Source organism: Pandoraea capi, assembly GCF_902459735.1.
Lineage (GTDB): Bacteria > Pseudomonadota > Gammaproteobacteria > Burkholderiales > Burkholderiaceae > Pandoraea > Pandoraea capi.
In genome coordinates this window covers 68,596-94,341 of record NZ_CABPRV010000002.1, presented here as the reverse complement: position 1 = coordinate 94,341, position 25,746 = coordinate 68,596, and the positions used below count along the sequence as shown (strand labels likewise).

The 25,746-nt window shown below is 63.8% G+C and carries 15 protein-coding genes; 3 read left to right on the top strand and 12 right to left on the bottom strand.

What is annotated here, in order from left to right; genetic code table 11:
• Positions 1–359: 359 nt before the first annotated feature.
• The 4 genes from PCA20602_RS03950 to PCA20602_RS03935 form a co-directional block, all read right to left on the bottom strand.
• Positions 360–4,256 carry an FtsK/SpoIIIE family DNA translocase gene (locus PCA20602_RS03950; RefSeq protein WP_246182019.1) on the bottom strand — a complete coding sequence of 1,299 codons (3,897 nt, stop codon included), beginning with the start codon at positions 4,254–4,256 and terminating at the stop codon, positions 360–362.
• A 223-nt stretch (positions 4,257–4,479) separates the two neighbouring features.
• On the bottom strand, positions 4,480–5,244 hold the full coding sequence (locus PCA20602_RS03945; protein WP_150720081.1) for a hypothetical protein: 765 nt from the start codon (positions 5,242–5,244) through the stop codon (positions 4,480–4,482).
• Between the two features lie 727 nt (positions 5,245–5,971).
• Positions 5,972–8,989 (bottom strand): putative bifunctional diguanylate cyclase/phosphodiesterase, encoded by a 3,018-nt coding sequence (locus tag PCA20602_RS03940; RefSeq protein WP_150720080.1) that lies wholly within the window; start codon positions 8,987–8,989, stop codon positions 5,972–5,974.
• 218 nt (positions 8,990–9,207) lie between these two features.
• Entirely contained in the window at positions 9,208–10,107 is a 900-nt protein-coding gene (locus PCA20602_RS03935) for a hypothetical protein (protein ID WP_150720079.1), read from the bottom strand.
• A 411-nt stretch (positions 10,108–10,518) separates the two neighbouring features.
• On the opposite strand from PCA20602_RS03935, the gene PCA20602_RS03930 reads away from it, so the two are divergent.
• Positions 10,519–11,019: a MarR family winged helix-turn-helix transcriptional regulator gene (locus tag PCA20602_RS03930; RefSeq protein ID WP_069343382.1), complete on the top strand. Its 501-nt coding sequence runs from the start codon at positions 10,519–10,521 to the stop codon at positions 11,017–11,019.
• A 144-nt stretch (positions 11,020–11,163) separates the two neighbouring features.
• The gene (locus PCA20602_RS03925) at positions 11,164–12,711 is read left to right on the top strand and encodes an MDR family MFS transporter (RefSeq protein WP_150720078.1); all 1,548 of its coding nucleotides are present in this window, start codon (positions 11,164–11,166) and stop codon (positions 12,709–12,711) included.
• Between the two features lie 22 nt (positions 12,712–12,733).
• Here the strand turns inward: PCA20602_RS03925 and PCA20602_RS03920 are convergent, their stop codons facing one another.
• Entirely contained in the window at positions 12,734–13,123 is a 390-nt protein-coding gene (locus PCA20602_RS03920; RefSeq protein ID WP_150720077.1) for a hypothetical protein, read from the bottom strand.
• A gap of 289 nt (positions 13,124–13,412) precedes the next feature.
• Between PCA20602_RS03920 and PCA20602_RS03915 the strand changes: the two genes are divergently transcribed.
• Complete coding sequence (locus PCA20602_RS03915; protein WP_150720076.1) at positions 13,413–16,103, top strand: autotransporter family protein; 2,691 nt, start codon at positions 13,413–13,415, stop codon at positions 16,101–16,103.
• Positions 16,104–16,115: 12 nt separating this feature from the next.
• On the opposite strand, the gene PCA20602_RS03910 is transcribed toward PCA20602_RS03915, so the two are convergent.
• From PCA20602_RS03910 to PCA20602_RS03880, 7 genes are all read right to left on the bottom strand, one after another.
• Entirely contained in the window at positions 16,116–17,360 is a 1,245-nt protein-coding gene (locus tag PCA20602_RS03910) for a GGDEF domain-containing protein (RefSeq protein WP_174980787.1), read from the bottom strand.
• A gap of 394 nt (positions 17,361–17,754) precedes the next feature.
• On the bottom strand, positions 17,755–18,606 hold the full coding sequence (locus tag PCA20602_RS03905) for an IclR family transcriptional regulator (protein ID WP_242561333.1): 852 nt from the start codon (positions 18,604–18,606) through the stop codon (positions 17,755–17,757).
• Between the two features lie 132 nt (positions 18,607–18,738).
• Positions 18,739–20,337 carry an AMP-binding protein gene (locus PCA20602_RS03900; protein ID WP_246182018.1) on the bottom strand — a complete coding sequence of 533 codons (1,599 nt, stop codon included), beginning with the start codon at positions 20,335–20,337 and terminating at the stop codon, positions 18,739–18,741.
• 62 nt (positions 20,338–20,399) lie between these two features.
• Entirely contained in the window at positions 20,400–22,151 is a 1,752-nt protein-coding gene (locus tag PCA20602_RS03895; protein ID WP_150720073.1) for an ABC transporter permease subunit, read from the bottom strand.
• Between the two features lie 57 nt (positions 22,152–22,208).
• Entirely contained in the window at positions 22,209–23,321 is a 1,113-nt protein-coding gene (locus PCA20602_RS03890) for an ABC transporter ATP-binding protein (RefSeq protein WP_150720072.1), read from the bottom strand.
• Between the two features lie 42 nt (positions 23,322–23,363).
• Complete coding sequence (locus tag PCA20602_RS03885; protein ID WP_150720071.1) at positions 23,364–24,446, bottom strand: ABC transporter substrate-binding protein; 1,083 nt, start codon at positions 24,444–24,446, stop codon at positions 23,364–23,366.
• Positions 24,447–24,578: 132 nt separating this feature from the next.
• Positions 24,579–25,379, bottom strand: coding sequence for an enoyl-CoA hydratase/isomerase family protein (locus tag PCA20602_RS03880; protein ID WP_150720070.1), 801 nt, complete (start codon positions 25,377–25,379; stop codon positions 24,579–24,581).
• Between the last annotated feature and the right edge of the window lie 367 nt (positions 25,380–25,746).

Sequence of the window (25,746 nt, the reverse complement as noted above, 5' to 3'; positions counted from 1 at the left end):
TGCGGTTTTCTGCTGCGACTTTCCTTGGTGTCGCAGGCCCTGCCGTGGATGCGCGATTCACGGGTGTTGTCCCCCCTCGCACCGCCCCGGTCCTTGTAATTCGTGTCAGGGCGATACCGTCAAGCACGCTTCGAACGACCAACCTAGCGCGCCGATTATGTGATCGCTGAGTTTCGCCCGCAAAGGCGGGAATACCCCTACGGGGACGCGGGTTTGCGCCCCATTAGCGCCAATTGGCGCGGGTTTCCAAGGAGTTTGACGGCACGCGCCCTTGTACGGCGCGTGTCCGGAGAACGGCACGGAGTGCCAAAGAGTTCGACTCGATCGACGGGTCGTAAGGGAGTTGTAAGCGAAAGCGATTATTCGCCCGGCGCGACGACCTCGCGGGTGCCGTTTCGTCCCATCGGCGTGACGAGTCCGGCCGCTTCCATCTGCTCGATGAGACGTGCAGCACGGTTGTAACCGATGCGCAATTGCCGTTGCACGGCAGAAATCGACGCGCGTCGCGAGTTCAACACGAATGCGGCGGCCTCATCGTACAGCGGATCTGCTTCGGCGTCGCCGGCAGAATCCCCGAACAGATCGGCCGTCGCGGCATCTGCCGGATCGCCCGCGAGAATGGCTTCGTCGTAGTCCGGTTCGCCGTACTGCTGCCAGTGCTGCACGACACGATGCACCTCGTCGTCGGCGACGAAAGCCCCGTGCACGCGCTGCGGATATCCGGTGCCCGGCGGCAGGAACAGCATGTCGCCCTGCCCCAGCAGCGACTCCGCGCCCATCTGGTCGAGAATCGTGCGCGAGTCGATTTTGGACGACACCTGGAACGCGACGCGGGTGGGAATGTTCGCCTTGATGAGACCGGTGATGACGTCGACGGACGGACGCTGCGTGGCCAGAATCAGGTGAATACCCGCGGCACGGGCCTTCTGTGCGAGACGTGCAATCAGTTCTTCGATCTTCTTGCCGGCCACCATCATGAGATCGGCCAGTTCGTCGATCACCACGACGATGAATGGCAGACGGTCCAGCGGCTCGGGCGCATCCGGGGTGAGCGAGAACGGGTTGCTTACCTTCTCGCCCCCCGCACGCGCCGCGTCGATTTTCTCGTTGTAACCGGCCAGATTGCGCACGCCGAGCGCGGACATCAGACGGTAACGCTTTTCCATCTCGCCGACGCACCAGTTCAGTGCGTGCGCGGCCTGCTTCATGTCGGTCACGACCGGTGCGAGCAGATGCGGAATGCCGCCATAGACGGACAGTTCGAGCATCTTCGGATCGATCATGATGAGGCGCACGTCGTCCGGCGTCGCCTTGTACAGCAACGACAGGATCATGGCGTTCACCGCCACCGACTTGCCCGAACCGGTCGTTCCGGCGACCAGCAAGTGCGGCGCGCGAGCCAGGTCGGCAACGATCGGCTCGCCGGTGATGTCCTTGCCCATCGCCAGCGCCAGTCGCGAGCGGTGCGCATCGAATACCGGCGCCGTCAGGATTTCGGACAGGCGGATCATCTGACGCTGCGCATTGGGCAATTCCAGCCCCATGCAGGTCTTGCCCGGGATCGTCTCGACGACGCGGATCGATGTGACCCCCAGCGCGCGCGCAAGATCCTTCATCAGGCCGACGACCTGCGCGCCACGCACGCCAACGGCTGGCTCGACCTCGAAACGCGTGATCACCGGCCCTGCCGACGCGCCGACGACTGTCACCGGCACCTTGAATTCCGCCAGCCGCTGCTCGATGAGCTGACTCACCGCAGCGAGCGCTTCGTCGGACACGACGTTGGCATGATCCTGCTGCGTCGCCGGCGAGAGCAGATCCACCGACGGCAAATCGTAGTCGATGATCACGCGCGGCGGCGGCAATTCGTAGGGCGTATCCGCCGCGAATCTGGCCGTCGGCGAGACTTCCGATGTCGACATGCCGAAAGACGGCAGCGGTGCAGCGGTAGCAAACGACGGGATGGCGGGGGCCGTTGGCGTCGGCACCGCAGGCGCGGACAGTGGCGCTGTGTAGGGCGTTTGCGGTGTCGGCTCGTCTTGCGCGAGCGGCACGCCGTCGGCGCGCGCCCACGTGCCATCGGCGCGCAAAACGTAATGCGGCTTCAACGTGGGCTCGATATCGTCGTCAACGTCGGACGGCGACAATTGAGCGGGCTCGCTTGTGAGATTGGCGACATCGGCAATATTTGCGACGTCGGGCGCTTCAGGCGCTTCAGGCACATCCGATACGTCGAACGGCGGCGTGGCTTCCACTGTGTCGAATGGCGCTTGCGCCGACACCGTAGTTGTCACCGGATCTGGCTCATTGGGTGCCGTCACCGCGTCGACGATCGGTCGTTCGATCTTCATGGCCCCAGATTGGACAGGCGGGTCGTATGCCTCGACACTCGCCAGCACGTCGGCGAAAAGGAAACGGCGAGGCGGCGTCGTAGCGGCGACAGGCGTTGTCGTCACGGCAACAGCGGCCTTCGGCAGCAGAACCGTCGGGGGCAAATTGAGCACCTCGGCGGGTGCGAGCGGTGCGGACGGCACACGCGGCGCGACCGGTGGGGTCTGCGCTATCGGCTCGGCCGAGACGTCGGCAGGGGCAAGCGCTTGCGGGGCAGCAGTCGAATGCGCCTCATCGCCGACCACTGGCGCGTCGACTGACGCGAACGAATATGCCGAGGGTATCGGCGAAGCCAACGGCACAGACGATGCGGTGGGTTGCGGCTCAGACGTCGGCGCACTAGCACCGACCAACGAGTCCGCACCGCTCCACTCGCGCAGATCGCGCAGGAGTGCCTCGGCTTCGCTGCGCAGTGCGGCCAGCGCATCAACACGCGCCTGCTCGGCAGCTCGCGCCGCTTCCTGCTGCGCGAGCATTTCGGGCGTCGGGCCTTCCGCCGCGACTTCCTCATGCCCCGGCTCGGTATCGTTCACCGACCAGTCGATGGGAGAAAACTCGGAGACATCCGACGACAACGGCGTGGCGGCATCGGCCGCCGACCAGGAGGCCGCCCCCCGCATGGCAGGCGTCACCGCAGGATGTGGGGCCGCCGCGGGCGACACCGCCGGCGCAGTGCCAGTGTTCGGTGCGTTCAGTGACATCAACGCTGAGGTGGGAATCGTCGGTGCGTCGATATTGGAAGCCGCGCCCGGCGTGCTGAGCGCAGGTGCACGCGGCGCAATGGGCGGCGCACCACGCGGCGGAATGTCTTCTAGCCCCAACTGTGGTTTGCGGAACGGACTATGGACGATGGTGCCGCGCAAATGCGCAGGCGCCGTGCCCACGGGGCGGCGCCCATCCGTCCCCGGAATCGGCGTGGAACGCAGCGGGTCGGTCGAAGCCGACGTGTTCACAGTCCCGGACATCGTCGAAGCCATCGACGTCGCCATCGCTACCGGTGCGGGCGTCGCCGGGCGAGCCGCCGTCGCAGCGGCAGACGAGGATGCCGTCGCTAACGCAGCGCGCGATTCACGCGGCGGCAATCCCGGCTCAGCACGGACAAACTCCGTCATGCGTAACGCTTCGCCACGACTCTGACCGGAGGCATAGGCACCACGAGGCGGTACAGGACGAGTGCCCGCTGCGGCGCTTCCTGCTGAACCTACTGCCGCGCTTCCAGCCGCACCCGCGGACGCAAGCGTCGCAGCCGCCGCCACGCCGCCTCGTCCGACCGGCGCCCCCTTTCCTGCCGGACGCGTCGTCGCGCCGCTGCCAAACGACGGCTCGGCGCGCGGCGCCCCACGCGTGGTCAGCGGCGGCGGTTGCATCGCGTCCAGGCGCGCACGCTCCTCGTCGGACAGCTTCCAGCGCGGCTGCGCGGCCAGCCCGCGACGGCGCGGGACAGGTTCTTCGATCAGACTACCGACATTGTGATGCCCTTGTCCAAGCGTCGGCGTATAGCCGCCACGCTCCGCTCGCTCGGTCCGCTCCGTCGTATCGAACGACATTTGCGAAAGACCACGCGCCGGTTCGCGGCGGCCGGTATCGGCGCGCGAATCTCTCGGCTCGAAGGAAGGAGAATCGTCTTCGTCACCAGCAGATGGGCCGCGCGAGAACATGCCCCACCAGGTGGTGCCGAAGACAAGCGGAAGGGAAAAGAGGAGCACGGCACCCGCGGCGCCCATGGCGAGCGTGCCACCGAGCGCCACGTGCAGGCCGTGGGAGAGCGATTGGCCGACGCTGCCGCCGGCCGTATTGCCCTCGCCACCGGTGAGTGCGGCCAGCGTGGCGCTCGACACCATCGCGAGCGGAACGCCAAGCAGCATACGGAGCGTGCCGGGGCCGAAGATTCTTATCTCACCGCCAAGCAGACCCCGTACGCCAGGCCAGCACAACGCCAGCAACCAAAACGTCGACAGTCCGAACCAGCCAAACCCCATAATCGCTCATTGCTTCAGGAAAACCCGGAGAGCGATTGTAGCAGGTAGGTCACCGTCCGGCGGGCCTCCGGCCCCGACTTTTACGCGCAGGCATGCCGGATACGACCACTCAGGCGTGACCGTGGGTTCCGGTGGGACGAAGCGTCGGCGCGACACGCTCCACCGCCGCGACCGGCAGCGCTTCGTCCGGCACCACCAGACTCAGGTTGCGACGACGCAACGAGCGCCAGTCGACCTTTGCGAAGATGTCCTCGCCCAGCGCGCTCGTTTGCGAGAGATTCTCGACGCGCACGCCACGGGCACGCAACACTTCCGAGGCGTGACGGAACGACGGTTCGATCAGGTGCGCGAACTCGGCATCCAGACGCGTGGGCGCACGGGTCTGCATCGTCTCGTAAAAACGCGGCGTGTGCGATGCATCGCGCAGATCGAGGCCATGGAGGTACATTTCGGTGAAGCCCAGCCAGGTCGCCACTTGCAGCGCGAAATACGCCACTGTGCCGCCGTGGAAAAAACCGTTGTCGATGTCAAAGCTGAAACCCAGTGCACTCTCGTCGCCCACGAACGACGCGCTCGCCGACACCTGCGCATCGGCCCGCAACGTTGCGGTCGTGCGCGCCGCTTCGAAGCCGCGCTTGAAAATATCGTCGACCAGATAGAAGCGGCAGCCGAAAGCCGACATCGGGAACATCTCGAGCAAGCGGGCGAGCACCACGGGCGTGACGAACAACACCAGATTGCGCGCCACGATACGGCGCGCCAGATCCGGACGCTGGCGCACGAAGCCGGCATCGAGAATGCAGTAGTAGTTGAATTTGACCGGTGCGAAGTCGGTGAGCGCAATCGCCCCATTCACACCTATGACGTGGTGCATCGGCATCGCGTCGTAATCAATCTCCGCGATCGAGGGGCCGCTGGCGATGATATGGCAAGGCAGACGTCGCAGGCGTTGCAGCTCAGCGCGACGCGCAAGCGGTACGTGACGCCCACGCCAAGTGAATCGTTCAATGGCCCCCATCGCATCGCGCTCGATACGCGCGTGCGGCCAGAGTCGTTCGTTGTGCCGCCACTTCGCCGAATGGCTATGGCGGTAAACGAGTTTGAGGATCGTCGAAAGCATTGTCGTTGTTTTGGTTAGGTGTTCCGGTTGCGCCGCTCTCACCTTGTGGATGGACGGCCCTAACCCCGTTACGAATCGCGTGTCGGTCGATTGCCGATCCTGCGTGAACCGTTCGCCTCTGCGCTTCCCCCTGCCCGCAGTGCCGCTCACGAAGGCATGGAGACCTTGCTCCATCACATCGATGGATAAATTCTGCCACCCGGACTTTGCCCGGGACAAGATTTATTCCAGTTGGAAATCTTACGTCAGGTTACCCTCCTTCGCAGCCCAGGATCACGGGGCTTGACACCGGAAGCCCCTGTTCATGCGGCTTTTCGGCCGTCACACACCGTCTAACAGGGGGTGTAAGGAAATCTGGCGAGAAATAGAGCATTGCGAGAAATACAGACAATGCTCAGGGATAGACGGCGATTCGTACGCCGATGGAGTGCATTGCAACAGGTCGTTTGCGTACCCCCGCGACCTGCGCAGGCACGGAAGATCAGTGCAGCGCCGTGCTGCCGCTCGGGCGTGGATAGAACGATTGCCCGAGTTCGACGAGCAACGCACTCAGTTGCGGGTCGCGCACGAAGCTCGCTGCCGAGTCGGCGGCAAGAATGGCTTCTGGGGTCTGCGGACGCGCAATCAAAAACCCCTGTACATAGTCGACACCGAGCTCCGACAGCGCTTCGAGGGTCGAGGCATCTTCCACCCACTCCGCGACGCTGCGAATCCCCAGATTCTTGGCCAGCGCGACGATGGCCTCGACGATCGCCAGATTGGCCGGGTGTGCGGCCATGCTCTTGACGAACGCGCCGTCGATTTTGATGGCGTCGACCGCGAGATCCTTGAGATACGAAAACGAACTGAAGCCCGCCCCGAAATCGTCGAGCGCAATGCGTCCGCCCAACTGATGAATGCGATCGACGAAGCGGCGCGTATTGTCTAGATCGTGCAACGCCACCGTCTCCGTGATCTCGATGCACAGCAACCCGACCGAACGCTCGTGCGCGGCCAGCGTGGCGAAGATGTCGCGCACGAAGTGTTCGTCGTTGAGCGACGCACCGGAGAGATTCACACACACGAACCGCGTCTTGGGAAGCTGCTCGCGATGCGCATCGATCCACGCCAGCGTGTTCGTCAGCACCCATTTATCGATCATGCCGATGGTGCCGTTCTCCTCGGCGGCACTGATGATGCGCGAGGCCGGCACGATATTGCCGTCCGAATCGCGCATACGCAGGAGCACCTCGAAATTCAGCGACTCTCCCGGCGACGCCATCTCCATGATCGGCTGCATTTCGAGGAACAACGTATTGGGCGTGAGGCCGGCGTCGAGGGCGTCGATCAGACGCAATTCCGCCAGCCGCTCGCGGAACGCTGCCGCACCGCGTTCGTAGACGACCAGTTCGCGTCGGCTCTTCTTGGCTTCACGGCAGGCACGGTCCGCCGACGAAATGGCGTCTGGAACGCGCATGTCGGTCGTCAGCTCGATGACCCCGGCCGACGCCCGCACCTGAAACGCCCGGTCTCCGATCTGATAAGGCTCACCCGCAATCGCGTCGACCAGACGACGCGCCACGGCGGCGGCCTCCTTGATGGTGGCATCGCGGAACACCACGATGAATTCGTCGCCACCGGTGCGGCCCACGCTTTGCTCCGTCGACAGCCGCGCGCGCATCCGGTCGCAGGCCTGGCGCAGCACCTCGTCGCCGGCCGCGTGACCGAACAGATCGTTGACGAGCTTGAAGCGGTCCAGATCCAGATACGCCAGCGCCGCGGGACGCGCGTCCGACAGCGTCCGGATGGCTTCGCCGAGCGATTTCTCGATACCGCGCCGGTTCGAAACCCCGGTCAGCGGATCGTTCTCCGCCAGATAGCGCAACTGCTCCATCGTGCGGGCGCGTTCCGTGATGTCCTGCAACGAGCCTTCGATACGCCCGTCGGAGAAGATCGCCTTGACGAGATAGCGGCTCACGCGGCCGTCGTCGCGCGGCAGCGAAAGGATTTCAAGCTCCGACTCATCGCTGTGCTGAGCCACATCGAGCAACATGCGCCAGGTGCTCTGACCGAAGAACTGGTCCCAGCGGAAAGTGCGCCCTTCGGTGCTGGGAATACCCAGCATGGTGTGCAGCGCGGCATTGCCCCGTACGAACACCCCCTGATCGTTGAGCGTGAAGAGCCCCACCGGCGTGACGTCGTATGCATTACGCAATTCGGTCTGGGCTTCGAGCTTGCCTTGATGCTCCATGCGCATCTGCTCGGCAATGGCCAGCGCCGCCATCAGGCTCGAGAAGAGCGCCGCCGTCACGCTGTTGAGCGCCGACGACAACGCACGGGCGTTGAACGCGGCGGCGATCACCTCGGAAAACGTCGCGAACAGGACGATGGCGAGCGACGCGCTATACCAGACCGCAACCCGCGAGCGCGTGAGCACGAGAATGCGCGCGAGCAGCACCAGCACGATCACGATGCCAAGCGCCGCGACGGCCCACAACACCGGAATGAAATGCGCATACGGCAAGGCAATGGCCGCGCAGCACAGCACCACACCGGCCCATTGCAGCACCATCACCATCCAGCGCAAACCGATCCGGCGCAACTCCCGCTTGAACAACTGCGTGAACAGCGAATAGGTCAGCACGTAGTAGATCGCGAACGTCGCCTTGCGCACCAGCGCGTCCCAGTCCATTGGAATGGCACGCTCCAGCCACTGCGTATCGGCGCCCAGCGAATTTGCCGCGAGCCGCAGGTTGCCGATCAGCCAGGCGGCAAACAATACATAGAGCCATTCCTTGTTGATGATGGCGGTGACCAGCACGAACGCCGACAGCGTGAGCAACCCGCCTTCCAGCAAGCCGTTGCTGCGATGAAACTCTTTCTCGGAGATGCGCAACTCCGGCGCAGGCCAAGCCACCAGCGACAGGTGCGCCGGGCCGGAAAACGTGCCCTGGCAGAGCAGCGTCACCGGTTCGACGAGATGGCCGAGATCGATCGCGAAGCCCGCTTTCGACATCCGCACCGCCCCGCTCACCCCACTTCGATCGGCGCGGCCAATCGCGGGACTGTCGGGACTGCGCCAGCAGGCGAGCGTCTGCGCGTGACGAGACGGGAATTCGATGACGGTCCGCTCCTGATCGCCCACGGGCGGTACCGTAAAGCGAAACCACACGGGCGCTTCTGACAGATGCGTGCTGAATTGCTGGACGGGCGTGACGCGCTCCAGCGCGCCTTGCGCCATCGGCGGATTGAAGGTGGCCGGCAAATCGCCTTGCGCCTGAAACGACACCGGCGTTGCACCGCGCACGGCGTACTGACTTTCCTGAAACATGAGCACGATGCCCGAGAGCAGCATGATCGCTGCGGGCACGGCGTACAGGGAAATGCTTCGAAAGAGCTCGTCGAGTCGTGCGGTAATACGCCAACGGCGCCGCGCGCCGGTGAGTTCGCTCAACTCATCGGAGAAATCGTTCGTATTACGGCCGTGATCGTCACGCTCGTTGCCGAGTTCCCCCGCCATATGACTTTTGTGCCCTTATCTCGTTAGTCGCCCCCGCGGTGAATCCCGAACGAGGCGTGCCCGAAAGCTCGCCTCCCCGGCCGGGCCGGCCCTGTCCCGTGCCGCCGCTGTTCCGGCCTGCACGGGCAGGTGTCTCTCGCCCGTAAAACCCGTTACCGCCGTCGCTGCCGGAAACCCCTGCGGCATACGACGGGATAACGTTAATTCGCTTAACGGCATTACACCGCCAGGCTGTAGCCTGCTGCTACGCATCGTACCTCGTCGGCACCAAAAGATAAATCCCGCAAATGCGCGCCAACACTGGCTTCGACCGGTGCCGGCTTGACTTCGTACCGACGATCCGCCACCCCTTGCTCATCCGGCATGCCGAGACGCAAGTCGGGATGGTGCGTGAGGCACATATAAGCAAACAACGGATGCCCCGCCGCCTGCCAGCGCGTGCGTGCCTGCGCCACGTCGAGCGCCAGTACGCGGTGCCCGATGCCGCCAACGTGAGCCATCGGAATCAGTTCCTGAGACGGGAACACGTCGGTAAACATCAGCGCTTCGTACTGCCGATGCAGCGGCGGGCGCGCCGTGATCACCATCCAGTCGATGCCCGAGAGCAGGCAATACTGATAGAAGGCCTTGAAAAGCGCCGTCTTGACGACCCGCCCGACAGGCCCGGCCACCACACCCAGACGAGTCGCTTCCGCAAGCGCCGCACTCCCCAACCAGTCGGGCAGCGGTGCGGAATCCTCGAGATGCAGCGCGTGGTACCGATTGGTCTGGATACGCATCGTGCCAAGTACCGCACCGTCGAGCCGTGCGCGTGCCATGAGCACGATAGCCCCCGGTTCACGGTCGCTGGATTCCGGGTCGCTCAATGTGGCAGCGAGCTCCGGCAGATGACGGCCATAAGCCGCCTGACGCATCGCCACGGCATCGCGCAGTGATGTCTCGTCGCTCGCAATGGAGACAATGAAAGGCAAACGCTCTTCACGCAATGCCACGGTATCGGACATCGCAGACACCGGCGGACGAACCGCGGCGGGCGGCGACACCCGATGGAGACTGCCGGTCGGCCGGTCGGCATTGGTGATCGACAGGACATCCGAAGCTTGTGCAAGATCAAACATGATTGACACTCCTTAAGGTCAATGAAAGGGCTGGTGCCGTGCATGGGCAAAGGCGCCACTGCATCGCACAATTCCTTTCTTGATCCGCTTGAGCGAAGTGTCAAGTGCTTATTTTCGTTAGGTTTTTCACATTCCTCGCGGGACCTCCACGCCGCCCCGTTCCGCCCCGGCGCCAATGGCCCGGGAAGCCCCGTCCCACCGTATGAAACGGTTTGCCAACGATCCGGGAATTCCCCGTCACCCGCTTACGCCATCTTTCCCCGGAGATCGGCTGTCACCTATTTGAGACAGTTGCCGTCCTAAGAAAGACTCTGGCAAAATGATAAACGTGTTTACTAATTTCACTGACTGACGGGATGTCGCGACGAAGGGACGAGCGACGCGTCTCGCCCCGCCAGCCCTGACGACGACATGCCGAAAATCGATTGGTCCTCCCGGTTCGGCACGCTGGTTCACGATGTGGCACGCGTGCATTCGCGGCTGTTCGACCGGCGCGCCCGGGGCAACTTCGACCTGACACGGGCGCAATGCCGCGTGCTGGTGATGCTGCATCGCTACGGCGTGCAGACGCAGGCCGAACTCGCCGAACGCATGGAACTCACGCCGATGGCGCTCGTGCGGCTGCTGGATCGCCTGCGGGAAAAGGGATTGGTGCGACGCGAACGCGATCCGCACGACAAGCGCGCCCATCTGCTCTATCTGACCGATGCCTCCGAGGCCAAGATCGACACCATCGTGGCATTCGCCAACGTGACCGAGCGCGAAGCACTGGCCGACCTGACACCAGCCGAGCGCGTCGAACTCTCGCGCCTGCTGGGCAAGGTCCTGACCAGCCTCACACGCGCCGAAGCCGAATGCCCCGCTCCCGCAAAACTCAGGGACGACGTCGCCAGGGAGACCGAATCGGAATAAAGACGAACCACGAGGCAGGAGACAAGAGTCGCCGGTCACCGGCGGCAAACCCATAAGAAATGCGGACGAGGCGACAGGCCATCGGACCGCCCGACAACGGTGCGCGAAGAACACCACGCGCGACGATCTACCAGAGGAAATACCGTGGCATCCCCCGCTAAGGCTGACGATCCGGGCAAACACCGGGCGCTCGTCAGCGTCTCCGTCATGCTGGCAACGATCTTGCAGACGCTCGACAGCACCATCGCCAACGTTGCGCTGCCTCACATGCAGGGCAGCTTGTCCGCGTCGCAGGACTCGATCACGTGGGTGCTGACGTCCTACATCGTGGCCGCCGCCATCGCCACCCCGCTCACCGGTACGCTTTGCGCGCGCTTCGGCCGACGCCGCGTCTTCCTGTGGTCGGTGGCGGGCTTCACCATTGCGTCTGCCCTGTGCGGCATGGCGCAATCGCTCACCGAGATCGTGGCGGCGCGTTTGTTTCAGGGCATTTGTGGCGCGGCACTCGTGCCCCTCTCGCAGGCGACCATGCTCGACATCAATCCGCCGAGCAAGCACGGCTCGGCCATGGCGGTGTTCGGCATGGGCGTGATGGTCGGGCCGATTCTCGGGCCGTCGCTCGGCGGATGGCTCACGGACAGCTATAACTGGCGCTGGGTCTTCTACATCAACCTGCCCATCGGACTGATCGCCTTCCTGGGGATTGCCGCCTATCTGCGAGAGCCGCCTGAGCAAAAAGCGGGCAAATTCGACGCGTTGGGCTTCGTCACCCTGAGTCTGGCCATCGGGCTGTTGCAACTCCTGCTGGACCGAGGCGAGCAGCAGGACTGGCTCAACTCGACGGAAATCTGGCTGGAGATGCTCGGCGCCATCATCTGCTTCGCATATTTCATAGTTCACACATGGACGGCCGGCGAACATTCCTTCTTCAACCGCGCACTGCTGCGTGACCGGAACTTCAACACGGGCGTCGTCTACATCTTCGTCGTCGGCATCATTCTCTACGCCACGCGCGCCCTGCTCCCGCCCATGCTGCAAAGCCTGTTCGGCTACCCCGCCATTCTGACCGGCCTGGTCACCGCGCCCTCGGGTGCGGGGACCATGGCGGCGATGCTGATCGTCGGGCGGCTCGTCGGCAAGGTCGACGTACGGTATCTGCTCGGCTTCGGCTTCGCCCTGACCGCCTATTCGTTGTATCTGATGGCCGGCTACTCGCTGACGCTGAGTCCGTCGGACATCGTCTGGCCGGGGGTGATTCAGGGCTTCGGGCTGGGCTTCGTGTTCGTACCGCTCACGACGGTGACGTTCGCCACGCTGCCGGGACAGTTCCGTGCCGATGGCGCGGCGATCTACAGCCTGTCGCGCAACATCGGCAGCAGCATCGGTATTTCGGTCGTGCAGACGCTGCTCACCCAGAACACGCAGGTGAATCATGCCGTGCTCTCCGAGCACATCACACCGTTCTCGCAAGGGGTCCAGAGCTACGTGCAGACGTATGGCGCAGCAGCCATGGCCGCGCTCAATGCGGAGGTCACCCGTCAGGCGGCAATGATTGCGTATCTGGACGATTTCCGGCTAATGCTCCTGCTCACGGTCGTCGTCATGCCGCTACTGCTCTTCATCCGGATGAAGAAAAAGGCGCCAGGTCAGGCCGACGAGTCCGAAGAAATGGTGCATATCGCAGCCGACTGAACTGCCGACGTTTGCGCGGGCGCTATCCCGCGCGCACCCTCTCGTTAGCCGCCTTGCGTGGCTTGCGGGGTTTCGGTTCGATGCCGATACGGGGGTCGCCTGCAAGCACCAATGCCGTGAGGCGCGACGCAACGGCTTCGAACGTGTCCTCGGACTGCGGCATGTAGAGCCACTTCCCCAGCACCGGGTGCGGGCGCAACGCCGGCATTTCCGCCATCAGCGACGCGTGATGCTCATGCGACGTGCAAACCAGCAGACCATCCCACGGCGCATCCCGGTCGATGACCGCGAGACATTGCCGGCCATTCACATAAGCCGCTTCAGCCCCGAACATTCGTTTGCGCAAATACGACTCATCGTGTTCAAAAGCATCGAAAATCCAGACAAGCGAATTGCGAATAGTAGAAGGCATTGAATATAGCGCTTCGGAATCGACGAAAAATCACACTCTACAGGACGCCCGGAACGTCCGCCAGACCGAAGCCTCCCGAGACCCGCGCCACCGCTTAATTCGAATTAAAAAGAAAATCAGACCGGAATTCGAAAACTTTCCTTAGAAAATCTAGAAGCCCGTAACAACTTATTACAACTCACCAAAAAACAACGCCGATATTTGTTGTTGAAGAATTAAGCACCTATTTTGAATTCACTTGAATTGCGCGATATGAATTAAAAAATTTCCCCACCCTCAGGAGCGCGATATGACGACCTCGCCACGTGCCGTTGCGTCTTTCGGATCCGCGCAGTGTCCGCTGCCCCTCAAGCCCCTCATTCTGGCCCTGTCGCTGTGTTGCGCCACGCAGGCGCGTGCCGCATGCGATAACGTTGCGCCACCGAGCGGCACCACTGTGACCTGCACGGGCACAGACGGCGTCGTCGCCGCACAGGCGGGCAGCACGGGGGTGACGGTGAATGTCCAGCAAGGCGCGACGATCTCCTCGGTGCGCGCGTCACCCGATATCGCGACGATCACCGTCGACTCCTCCAGCACGATTACCAACGCCGGCACGGTGAGCATGACCGGCACCAACCCGTCAGGCCGTGGCGCGGCGATGCTCGGCGCTCATGATGACAACACGCTCGTCAACACGTCGACCGGCGTCATCACGACATCAGGGTTCGAAAACGATGGCATGGCGAGCAACGGCAACCACGACTCGCTGACCAATAACGGCACGATCACCGTCAACGGTCCGAACGCCTTCGGCATGACCGCCGCATGGGGGCAATCGTCCGGCCTCGGTCTGAACAGCACCTTCGTCAACACCGGGACCGTGACGGCAAACGGCGGCGGCAGCCGTGCGATCAGCGTGGTGGGCGGGCAAAGCAGCGTCACGAACAGCGGCACGCTGATCACGACAGGCGGCACAGCGTCGAACCGTTCGTTCACGGTGTTCATGCAGGGCAACAACAACCGTCTAACCAACAGCGGCTACATCGAAGCGCGCGGCATCAACAGCGACGCCGTCGTGTCGAACACGGCCTCGGGCTTCACAACGTCGATCGTGAATCAGGCGGGCGGCCAGATCATCAGCCGTCAGGGGTTCGGGGTTCGCACGGTCAACGGCACGGTCTCCATCACCAATGCGGGCCTGATCCAGAGCGACGTGGGCAAGGCCATTGCAATGAACGCAGCCGCACGCTCCAATACGCTGACATTGCAGACAGGCTCGCAGATCATCGGCACCGCCGACGGCGGTAGCAGTGCGGTAAGCACCGTCAATCTGCAAGGCAGCGGTACGTCGAGCAATCCGTTCGTCAATTTCGGCACGCTCAATATGCAGGGCGACAACTGGACATGGACGGGCAGCGGCAACTTCACATCGGCACAGTTTCAAAGCGGCGTGTTCACGCTGAACAGTACGCTCGGGGGTGCAACGTCGCAGGTGGCATCGGGCGCCACGCTCACCGGTACCGGCACACTCACCGGCAATCTGACTAACGCCGGCACCGTGCGCCCGGGCGATGGCGCCGGCAACGGCACGCTGACCGTCGTGGGAAATTACACGGGCCAGGGCGGCAAACTCGCGATCGATACCGTGCTTGGCGACGACAACTCGAAGGTCGCCCCGCTCACCGTGAGCGGCGGTGCGATCGGCGGCACTACGACGCTCTCGGTCAACAACATGGGCGGGGCCGGGGCACTCACGACGGGTAACGGCATTCCGATGGTCAACGCAGTCGGCGGCGCCACGTCGTCGGCCAGCGCCTTCACGCTGAACGGCGCCGTCAGTCAGGGCGCCTACACGTACTACCTGTATCAAGGCGGCACCACGCCCGGCACTGCCAACAACTGGTATCTACGCTCCACCGTGCCCGTGGCCACTGCGGTGACTTATGTCGACCCGCTGACGGGACAGACGATCAGCACGGTACTCTCGCCGGTCGGCGCCGTCGGCAGTCCGCCAACGGGCGCCGAAGGCTCGGCCCCGATGCCTATCTACCGGGTGGAAGTCCCGGTGTACTCCGTCATGCCGGAGATCGCACGCGTGGCCGGCTTCGCGCAGATGGGAACGTTCCACGAGCGGCAGGGGCAACAAGGCCTGCTCGACGAGAACGGCTGGCTGCCGGCAGGTTGGGCGCGGGTCTGGGGGCAGACGGAACAGTTTCGTCCCAAAGGCGATGTGTCGCCCCAATTCGACGGCAACATCGGGGGCGTACAGATCGGCCATGACCTCGTGTCGCGCCGAACGGACAGCGGGCACAACGATCACGTAGGGATTATCGCGGGATGGACACGCGCCTCGGGCGACACGCAAGGCAGCGCACTGGGCGCGATGGACACTCACACCGGCACGTTGGGCCTGGACATGTACAGCGCAGGTTTGTACTGGACACACGTGATGCCCAACCTCGCCTACCTCGATGCCGTGGTGCTTGGCTCGACCCTGCAATACGAATCGAAGCCGGTCAGCGGCATGAACACGAGCACGCGCGGCAAAGCGATATCGGCGTCGCTGGAGACGGGTTGGCCGATCCGTCTGACGTCGACCCTCACGCTCGAACCGCAGGCGCAAATCGTCTATCAGCGCCAGTCGCTGAACGACCTGACCGACGCGGTCTCCACGGTGTCGTTCGACAGCACCAGTAGCTGGCTCGCCCGAATCGGCGCCCGTCTGGAAGGCAATTACGACGGCGAACGTGGCCTGCTGCGTCCCTATCTGCTATTCAATCTGCTGCACACGTTCGGCAACGACGGGAAAGCGATTTTCGGCGGCACGACGCCAATCGTATCGAGCGCGAACACCACGGCGGCCCAGTTCGGCGTCGGTGTGGCCGGCCGCTTCAACAAGCACGCGAGCGTGTATGCCTCGCTCGCCTACCTCACGCAGATCGACGATACGCGCCAGCAGAGTGTGTCTGCCACGCTCGGCGTGCGCTGGCGCTGGTAAGCGCGACCGACGTCACCCGCCCGCCGCCTGCAACGTTTGCGAGGGCAAGTCGGCGCGGGGATCGATCACGGGCATGGTCGTCTCGGGCGTGTAACGCATGCAGCGATTTCGGCCGGCGGCCTTGGCCTGATAGAGCGCGCGATCGGCGCGCTGTACCAGCGACGACAACTCACCGCGCGAGCGTTCGTCGCAGGCAATGCCGATGCTCACCGTCGCCGCCACCGTCTCGCCCTGCACCACCCTCGCCGAGCGCTCGAACGCCTCGCGCACGCGCTCCGCAATGGCCTGCGCCTCGTTGGCGCCCACGCCCGGCAGGAATAGCGCGAACTCCTCGCCGCCGTATCGCCCGAAGATGTCGTCGGCCCGCAATTGCTGCGCCGCCGTGCGTGCAAAGAGCAGCAGCACCGTGTCACCAAACGGATGCCCGTACGTGTCGTTGATACGCTTGAAGTGATCGAGGTCCAGCAGGAGCAAGGCGACAGGTGCGCGCGCCGCGCCGTGACGTCGTAGCTGCTCGCGTGCGAGGCGGGTGAACTCGGGACGATTGAACGCCTGCGTGAGGCCATCACGCGTTGCGGCGCGGTGCAGTGCGATCTCGGAGCGCTCCTTGCCCAGCGACACCATCAGGAAGCTCGCCACGACGATCAGCACGAGCATTTCGGTCGTGGACGCTTGCGGGCCGAACCACGCGAGGAACTTCGCGTCGGTCGGGCCAAGCCAGACGAGCGCCACCGCACGTGCCGTGTAGAACGAGCCGTGCAGCACGGCGACGACGGCCAGCACGATGCTGCTGGGCAGCCGCAGCCCTGACGCCTGCCAGAATTCCTTGGCCGCCATCAGGCTGTAGAACGCGAGCAACGAGAAGAACAACACGCCGCCACTCCATGCGTCCAGGGGCCGGGCAAACAGCCACGTCCCCCACAACAGCACGGCCGGGCCGCCGAACACGGCCACCCACTGCACACTGCGGCCATAGAAGCGGCGTGCGCCGCTCCATACCATGGCAAAGGCGAGCGTTGCCACCGCGTTGCCCAACGGATAGAGCACCGCGAGCTGGGAGCTTCGCGCGGCGAGCAGATAGAGCACGGGAGAGAATGTTGCGAGCAGGAAGGCGAGACTCCACCATCGCGGCGATTCGGCCTCGTCGCGACGCAGCGCATCGAGCATGAACAGGATGCCTGTCGCGATACTCAACAGGAAGGTCACAAACTGTAGTGTCGGCAGGTCTAACGCCGGCAGCGACAAACCAAGAGCCATGGCTCCGTCCCCCGTACGCATCGCAACCGACGGACCCTCACCTCGGTCCCGGACACAACGCGCAGTTTGAAGTACGGGGGATATCAGGAGATGGCAGGAGATAGCACCCTGACCGAACGATCGGCGGTTCGCAGCCATTCGTCATGCTGGAGATGAACAAACGCAACAGCCGCTTGCGCGCCTTATATGACGCACCGTCTGGCCGCCCCGGTCCGGCCATCGGTTTTGTATCTCCATACCCATGGGGCGGGATTCTAGCACGTCGAATTGGGACGGCAACTGCCGCGAAGGCCCGTCGGCAAAGGCGGTGTCAACCTTCCTTACACTGCCTTTCCGGGTGCCCTTGGGCCTGGGCCCGTCATTCGGTAGCGTGCCTTGACGCGTGCTGCACGTCTCACATTTCCTGACGTCGGCGCGCGGACAGCGCGCCGGCGGTCTGAATGACGAGATCGGCAAAGCGACGCTCGTCGCGCTCGGCGTTCCAGCGCACCCGGGGCACGGCGATATTGATCGCGCCGATGGCCCGGCCGTCCTGATTCACGACGGCCGCCGCCGTAGAGATGTCGCCCATGAAGAACTCGTCTTCAGTGTGCGAGTAGCCCTGCTTGCGGATGCGGGCGAGCCGCTCCTTGATCTTGCGCGGCTGTGCCACGGTCGCCGGCGTGAACTGGACGAGATGGGTGCGCGCGAGGATGTCGTCGATCTCAGTGTCGTCGAGCGTGGCTAACATCGCCAGCCCCGGTGCGGTGCAGTACGCAGGCAGACGCGAGCCGACGATCACGTTGGCATTGAAGACACTACGGCTCACGATACGCAACACGAAAACGATGTCGGTATCGAGACGCACCGTGAGGTTCGTCGCCTCTTCCGTTTCGGCCGCCAGTTGCTGGAGATAAGGGGCGGCCCGACTCACCAGTTCGTTCGAGACGAGATAGTGATAGGTGAAGTCGAGCAACTTCGGCGAAAGTTCGTACTTCTTGCTCTGCGGGTCCTTGAGCAGATACCCCAGAGCCGAAAGGGTGAACGTGAAGCGCTGCGCGGCGCTGATGTCGAGACCCGTGGCCACCGCGATTTCGGAGAGCGACAGATGTCGCTTCGAACCATCGAACGCCGTCAGCACTTTCATCGCCTTTTCGACGGAATTGACGTAAAGCGTGGAGTCGGTCAATGCCGCCGCACCCGGCGACGCGTCCGTGGTAACGGCTTTGTCTTTGGCTCGGCTGCGAGGTGTCTTGGTGGTGGCCACAGTCAGATCGGTATTTGAAGAATTTCGCAGGATTATCTCATAAAAATAACTCTCTATCTTTATGCAATAACCCATTCGACTTCAATGCGACTTCAATGCGACTTCAATTGGACTTCACGCCGACGCGGAAAATCACTTCATGCCGCCGCTATCCCATGTGCCATCGGTCTCGCGCGACAGCAGGTGCTTGCGGATTCTCTCCGACGGCGTCGTCTCGAAGTGTGACGTCTCGCGATAGTAACGTGGCCGCTGGTAGCTGGCGAGCCGCTCCGACGCCCATTGCGACAACGTCGGCCAGTCCACTGCCGCCTCGCGAAACTGCACATAGAGCATGACGTCCTGCTCGCCAATCTCGCTCGCCACACCGATCGCTGCACACGCCGCCACCGCCGGATGTCGCGCGAACACGCGCTCGATCTCCCATGCCGACACGTTCTCGCCGCGCACCCGCATGCTGTCGGTGCGTCGCCCGATGAAGACCAGGCTGCCATCCGCGTTACGTCGCGCGCTGTCGCCGGTGTAGAGCTTGCCGTCGCGCAAGGCCTTGGCCGTGGCCTCCGGATTGTCGAGATACCCGGGCAGGAACACACCGTCAACGTCGCTCGACAGCACGATCTCGCCCGGCTCGCCGTCTGCGACGGGTTGACCGTCGTCGTCGAGCAGCGCCACCGTGAGCCAAGGCAGCGCGTGACCGATGGAACCGGGGCGGTCGGCATCGTTGAGCGTCGCGAAGCTCGAACACTCCGTCATGCCGTAGCACTCGCGCAAGGCGCACCCCAGCCGGTCGCGTGTCGCCTCCCACGCACTGGCCGACACCCCCGCCCCCCACGCCACGCGCAGCGAATTCGTCGCCGGTTGCGCGTCCCGGGGCAATTGCATGAGGATGTCCAGAATGCCACCGAGGTAATGCAGATGCGTTGCCTGCGCCTGCCCGCACTGCTGCCAGAAGCGGCTCGCGGAGAATCGCTCGACCACGTGCATTTCGACGTCGACCAGGAACGGCAGCAACAGCATCTGCGCGCCACCGATATGGCACAGCGGCTCCCAGAGGAACAGACGGTCGCCGTCACCGGCATCGGCCACGCGCAACGCGGCTTCGCTGGCGATACGCATCATGCGATGCGTGAACAGCACCCCCTTCGGCGCGCCGGTCGTGCCCGACGTATAGATGATGCAGAGCACCGAGGCGGGCGTGACGTTCGCGGCGACGGGCGCCGTACCGGCAAACGCGGCGGCCTGCGCCATGACGTCGGCCAGCCAGTGGCGCACGACCTGCGGGCCGTGATGTCCCGCTTGCTCGGCAGCAAGGGCAACGCCGGCATCCAGCACCGCCGCGAACGACGGCTCCGAGATAAGCAACCGGGGCTTCGCGTGACCGAGCAGATACTCGATACCGTCACCCTTCAGGCGCGTATTCACAGGCACCCACACGAGACCGGACAGCATGAGCGCATAAATCAGCGCGATCTGCGCAGCGCTATTGCCCAGCATGACGGCCACACGATCACCGGGCACCAGCCCCTGCGCTGCGAACCAGGCCTGCATGGCACCGACGCGCGCGGCCATCTGCGCGCGGTCGATGGCCTCGCCTTCGAAGACGACGACCGGCTTCGTCGATGCCCCGTGAAGCCCCGCCATGAGCAGCGGTACGACGTCGAGCTGGTCGCCCGCAGCCCGCTGCGGAAAGTACTGCGTGTAAGCATGTGATGCAGGATGTGAAGCAGAAGACATTTGCGCATTTACCGGCGCGACTCGGGCAACGTTGGACATAGACATACGAGAATCCGCAGATATCAATAGCTCTTGCGTTTGAAGATGGAAGACAGCCAGACGACGAACACCATCAGGAACACGAGCGACGTGGCCACTGCGGCCAGCGTCGGCGTGACGGCCAGTTGGATGTCGTCCCACATCTGCTTCGGCAACGTGGTGTTGATCCCGCCGGAGACGAAGATGGCGATGGTCAGGTCGTCGAACGAGACGATGAACGCGAACAGGAAGGCAGAACCGAGACTTGCCGCGAGCAACGGCAGCAGCACCGTACGCACGCGGGTGAAGGCCGACGCACCGAGCATCTTGGCGGCGTCGTCGAGCCGCCAGTCGAAGCGCTTGAAGCTCGCCGACAAGGTGACCACCACGTAAGGAATCGCCAGCACGGTGTGACCGATGACGAGGCCCGCATTGGTACCCGCCAGCCCCCAGCGTGCAAAGAGATAAAGCAGACCGACGGCAACGACGATACGCGGCACGATCAGCGGTGCGATGAACATCGCGAACAACGGCTTGCGCCAGCGCGACGGCAACCGCACGAGCGCCAGACTGGCACCGAAGCCGAGGACCAGCGCCAGCGCCGCCGTCGCGAAACCCACGCCGAGCGAACGCAGCAACGCCGCCTGCCACACGCTCGATTCGAGGAACGCCACGAACCACTTGAAGGTGAAGAGTTCCGGCGGGAACGACACGAACGATTGCTTGGTGAACGCGAGCGGCACGACGAACGCGATCGGCAGTATCAGCGCCAGCACGACCGCCCAGGTGTACGCCTTGAGGCCCAGACCACCCTGCGCATGCTCACGGCCGCGCGAGAACGACAACTTGCCTGCGATACGTCCCACAGCGATCAGCGCCGGCAACATTCGGCCGCCCGACCCGGCACGCCGCTCCGGTGCTTCGCCCGCGAGCGACGACAGGCCGACGACCCGGTCATAGACGAAGAACACGACGATCGAGCACAGCAGCAACACCGTCGAGAGCGCCCCGGCAAAGCGTAGATCGAACAGCTCCAGCACCGACGAGATGACCAGTTGCGCCACCATCGACTCACGCGGCGAACCGAGCAGCGCGGGCACGATGAAGAAGCCCAGACTCGTGATGAAGACGAGCAGTCCGGCCGCCGCCGCGCCCGGACCGGATAACGGCAGAAACACCGTGAAGAAGCCGGTCGAGCGGTCGGCACCGAGTGTCTGCGCCGCCTGCACGAGTTGCATATTGATGCCGCGCATGATCGGCAGCATCGTCATGACAGCCAGCGGCAGCATCGCGTGCACCATGCCGATCAGCACCCCGGTGAGCGAAGGTGCGAGCGTGCCCGCCGTGTCGATCAGACCGAGATGCGCCGCCAGCGTCGTGAGCAGACCCGTGCGCGACAGCAGCAGCATCCACGCATAAGTCTTGACGAGATAGCTGGTCCAGAACGGCAGCACGATCCACAGCAACCAGCGCTCACGCGAGCGGGCCGACAACCGGGCGAGCAGATACGCTACCGGATAGCCGAGCAACACCGACAACGCGGCCGTCAGAAACGCGATCCAGAACGTCGAACCAAGCACCTTGATGTAGACGGCCGAGTGCGTCATGCGCGCAAATTGCGCGACGGACAGCACGCCGTCGGCATCGTAAAGGCCGCCTTGCAGAATCTCGACGACCGGCACGATGAAGAACACTGCGAGGAACAGTAGCGCGGGCAAAGCCGGCAACCAGCGGGCCAGATGTTTCGGCCAGGCAATACGAGGCCCCGCCTGAGGCAGGCGTTGAACAAGCCACATGGCAAATACTCCTGAAGCGAATGACTCGGGCGCTCGCTCGAACGCCCCGAAGGTGGCTCAGCGCGTAAGCAGCGTGGCGCGACTGTGGTCCCACGCCAGCCCGACACGGTCGCCCACACGCGGCGTCAGCTCGCGCGGACAACGCACGGTGAAGTCCGCCACGCCATCCCCTCCCTCACTGGCGCCCTGCCCCAGCGAAACGATGGCGCGCGTGTCCGATCCGAGAAACACGACTTCGCGAATCGTGCCGGCGAGCGCGCCGTCTTCGGGCGACGTCAGACGGGCCGCCTCCGGGCGTACCAGCAGACTGGCCGCCCCTGCTGCCGGAAGATCGGGGCTCGGGCCGATCGGCACGAGACGCGTGCCTGTCGCACCGTCAGTCGCCCCTTCCGTTGCCCCAACCCGCAGCGCCACACGGCCATCGGGCAAGCGCTCGACCACACCGTCGAGCAAGTTGGAGTGCCCAAGGAAATCAGCAGCGAAACGCGTCGCTGGACGGTCGTACAACTGCGCGGGCGTACCGATCTGCTCGATGCGTGCCTGATTCATCAGACAGATGCGGTCGGACAGCGTCAACGCCTCGTCCTGATCGTGGGTCACGTAGATGAACGTGGCCCCCAACTCCTGATGCAGCCGACGAATCTCCAGTTGCATGTGCTCGCGCAGCTTCTTGTCGAGCGCCCCGAGCGGTTCGTCGAGCAGGATGATCGACGGACGAAACGCGAAGCAGCGCGCGAGTGCAATCCGTTGCTGCTGACCGCCCGACAACTCCGAGGGCAGCCGCTGTGCAAAGGCCTGCATCTTGACCATCGCGAGCGCCGCATCGACGGCCGGAGCGAGTTCGGCGCGCGGCAGCTTGCGCATGCGCAGGCCGTACGCCACGTTCTCCCAGACCGTCATATGCGGGAACAACGCGTAGCTCTGGAACACCATCCCGATGCCGCGCTTGCCCGGCGCGTCATGCGTGGCGTCGCGCCCGTCGATGAGCAATTGACCGGCGCTGGGCTCGACCAGCCCCGAGATCATTTGCAGCAGCGTGGTCTTGCCCGAGCCCGACGGGCCGAGCAGCGTGAGAAATTCCCCTGCCGCGACCCGCAGGTCCGTCGGCAGGAGCGCGGGGGTCTCGCGATACGTCTTGGCAAGACCGATGGTTTCCAGTTTGGTACTCATGTTCGTGCTCATCCTGCTCCGCTGTTCCGGTGTTCGCGACGCTTACGACAACAACCACGCGTTGAAACGCTCGGTGGCTCGGGTGCGGTTCTCTGCCCACCACTGCGGGCTCGGCAGACGCATGCCTTTCAGGTTGGCCGGCGCCGTCGGCAGCAGCGGCGCACGCTCCTTGGGAATGCCGTCGAACGCCTTGAGGTTGGTCGGGCCGTACGCCAGATCCTGCGTGATGAGCGCCTGACGTGCCGGGTCCGCACAGAAACGCACGAACTGACGGGCGAACTCGGCGCGCGGCGTGCCCTTCGGAATGCCCCAGCCTTCGATGGAATACAGCCCCTGATTCCAGACGATCTTTACCGGCGCCTTGTTGTCGATGGCGGCCTGCGCGCGGCCGTTCCACGTCGACATCATGTCGACGTCGCCGTTCTGGATCGCCTGCATGGCCTGCGCCCCCGACGTCCACCAGAGGTTGATGTGCGGCTTGATCTTGTCGAGCGACTTGAACGCGCGGTCCAGATCGAGCGGATACAGCTTGTCGATGGGCACGCCATCGGCCATGAGCGCCTGTTCCAGCGTGTCGAGCGGGCTGCGGCGCAGCGAACGACGGCCCGGGAAACGCTTCACGTCCCAGAAGTCGGCCCACGTCTGCGGGGCGTCTTTCGGGAACTTGTCAGTGCGGTAAGCGAGCACGGTCGAATAGACGTCGACACCAAGCCAGTCGGCGGTCACGGCCTCGGGCATGATGCCCGGGAAGTCGCTGACCTTCATGCCGATCGGTTCGAGGAAGCCCTTCGATTCGAGATAGGGAATATCGGCCGAAAGCGTGAGCGTCGTCACATCCCACACGAAGTTCTTCGTCTGCACCATTGCCGCGAATTGGGCAACCGGTTGCGAATCCCGCGCCACGCTGACCACCTTGATGCCTGTCGCTTTCTCGAACGGATCGTAGAACGCACGGCGATACGCTACGGCGTACGGACCGCCGGGGTCGGAAACGATCAACTGCTTGGCTTGCGCGAAGGCGCCGCGCGAGGTGGCCAGCGGCAATGCGCCAGCCAGCGCGGTGGCGCCGACCACTTGAAGCAGACGGCGACGGGACGGGTTTTGCGGGTCGTGCGAGTCAGACATAAGAAACTCCGCTTTGCAGTGGACAGGCGCGCCGCGCATGCCCTGTGTGGTTCGCCACGGTACGCGCTCACTGGCGGCGCACCGTGACAGCACTTCATTCGATGACGATCTCTTCTGGAATGGACGTCGACGTCAGGCCTTCGCTGCCTCGGCCTTCGCGGCGCGCTTGGCGAAGAAGGCGGCCATCATGCGCGCCGGTTCACCCGATTCGTACGACTCGCGCTGGATGCGCATGCCGGCTTCGATCGCGTCCTGGAACGTGCCTTCGGTCATTTCACGGAAGCGTTGTTTGTCCAGACGCATGGCCACCGGCGGCTTCTCGGCGAGTTCAGTCGCGATCTCGAGTGCCTTTTCGAACACTTTGTCTTCCGGCACGAGGTGATGGATCAGGCCCAGACGATGGCTCTCGTCGGCCTCCATCAGACGGCCCGTCAGCGTGAGTTCGATGGTGCGCGACAGGCCCAGCATGTGGTTCATGATCCACGGACCGGTCGTGCTGGCGATGCCGGCATTGATCTCCGGCTGCCCCATGCGCACGCCCGGATGGCCCACGCGGATATCACCGAGCAGCGAGACCTGGAAGGCCGAGCCGGCGGCGGTGCCGTTGAGCGCCATCACCAGCGGCTTCTTCAGGCTGCGAATCACGTCGTAGTAATGCTCCCAGCCCTTGATCCACTCGATGGCGGTATCGCCGTCGAAGTGCTTCGCTTCGGCCAGATCCTGCCCGGCCGAGAAGGCGCGGCCCGCGCCGGTCATGATCACCGCCGCCACGTTGTCATCGGCATTGAAGCGCTGGAGCGCATCGATGATCAGCTCGCGCATGGCGATAGTCCAGGCGTTGAGCGCCTGCGGGCGATTCAACGTGATGACGGCAACCTTGCCGACCTGCGTAAAGAGAACTTCCTGTTCCGTTTGCTTTGCGGTCTCGCTCATTTGAACTCCATGGACATCGACGCGTGGACATCACGCGTGCATTGAGATGACGACAATGCGGTCAACGCATTTTTCGCTAAACAGTTATCTCAGTGCAATAACTGTTATTTGAAAGAAATATAGTGAGTTCAAAAAAATGGTGCAAGCTGAATCGTTTCAGGGTTTACCTCATGCGGTTGCACCGGCATGGGCGCGCGGATGTCGCGCACTCGCCGCCCCGCGTCGGGGGGTGCGGCGCTCAGGTTCGGGCGCTGGGGTCGCGCAAAGACCCGTCGAATGCCATTCGGGCATCGCGACGGAATTCGTTGATGGGAGGGTCCTGCGGGAAGACGAGAGAGACGACGAGACAGGTCGTCCCGATGATCGT